1 protein-coding gene is annotated in these 1,376 nt (G+C 41.9%); it reads right to left on the reverse strand.

Going from position 1 to position 1,376, the window contains the following annotated elements; translation table 11 throughout:
- Positions 1–473: 473 nt before the first annotated feature.
- On the reverse strand, positions 474–1,376 hold a 903-nt coding region (locus BP74_RS21625), incomplete at its 5' end, for a PKD domain-containing protein (protein ID WP_496377648.1).

Below are 1,376 nucleotides of genomic sequence, written 5' to 3' on the forward strand. Positions count from 1 at the left end.
TCGGGTGGTTGAACAGGAGGCCTGGTGGAATCGTATGTGATCACCGGGTCGTTAGGATCTAAAACACTTTGTGCACTTGCAGATTGTAGAGCAATAGCCACAAAACAGCTCATCAATAGAATTAAACGTCGTGTAAATTTTGTCATAATTAGGGGCATGTGATTAGGGTCTTGGAATTATAAATAGATTATAAACGCTTGCTAATTCTTAATAATTAATAAATTATCAAGGTAAATGGTGATCATTTCAGGATTGGAAGGTGGAATTCACAAGGATTATAGGGCTATCTGTAAATACATACGTCAAAACTTCGTCACCAGTTGTTCCTAACAATAATGTATTCTACATATTAGATTTCTCAAAAATGATGCCTTTTCGAGGGCATGCAAAAATTGTCGGATTGATGTAGTCTGAATAGTAGAATATACAATAAATACCAGGGTCGCTTCTTGCGTCCCTGGTATTTATTGTTTTTAGAGTTTTATAAATTTCCTTGATTCCCTGGTACCATTAATTATAACTGCCAGGATATATTCCCCTTTTGGCAGCATTGAAAGGGAAATCACATGCCTGCTGGTTCCTGAAGTTCTTGCAAAACTGTACTCTTTTTGAACAGCTCCTGCAAAATTCAGCACCTGGACATTCATACTTCCAGCATAAGGATGATTTAGTTCAACTATCAGTTGGTCCCGGGCAGGACTGGGATAAACCTGCAATTTGCCCGGAATGGTTGATTCGGTTACTTCGCCCCTGGTATTTGTTGATGCGCGGGCAGCACTAAGACTTGTAAGGTTTAGTTCCCACCAATTGAAAATCGGGTTACCTGAGGATTTGTTGACCTGGACCTTAAAGGTTTGCTGGCTTCCGGCTGTAAGATTGATGCTTACGCTTACTGTTTGCCAGGCGCTCCCTGTGTTGGGAACATTGATCGTTGCCAGCAGGGTGCCTGCATTGTTTAATAGTAACAGTTTACTTCCACCCTTTGTGGCTCCCACCCTGAAATTAGCTGTATAGGTTCCTGAATATGGGACATCCACTGTATAATTTAATACATCGCCATTGTCTAAACCTCCAACCTGTTGACCACCACCAACGTCCGAGGTAGCAGTTTTGGTGACCGCTGCAGTAGTATTAGTAAAGCTTTCAGCTTCTATTTTTACAGAAAAAACAGGTGTAGGCTGTTGGTTGACAGTCACAATCACATCATCTGAAGTAGTAGCGCCGCTATTATCAGTTACTGTTAATCTAAAGGTATAAGAGCCTGCAGTGAGACCAGTAACAGAGGTAGAAGGGGTACCTGGTGAAGAAATGGTTCCCCCGGTGCCTGTAACCTTTGTCCATGCATAGGTCACTATTGATCCATCTGCGTCTGAGGC

Source organism: Flavisolibacter ginsengiterrae DSM 18136 (assembly GCF_059568575.1).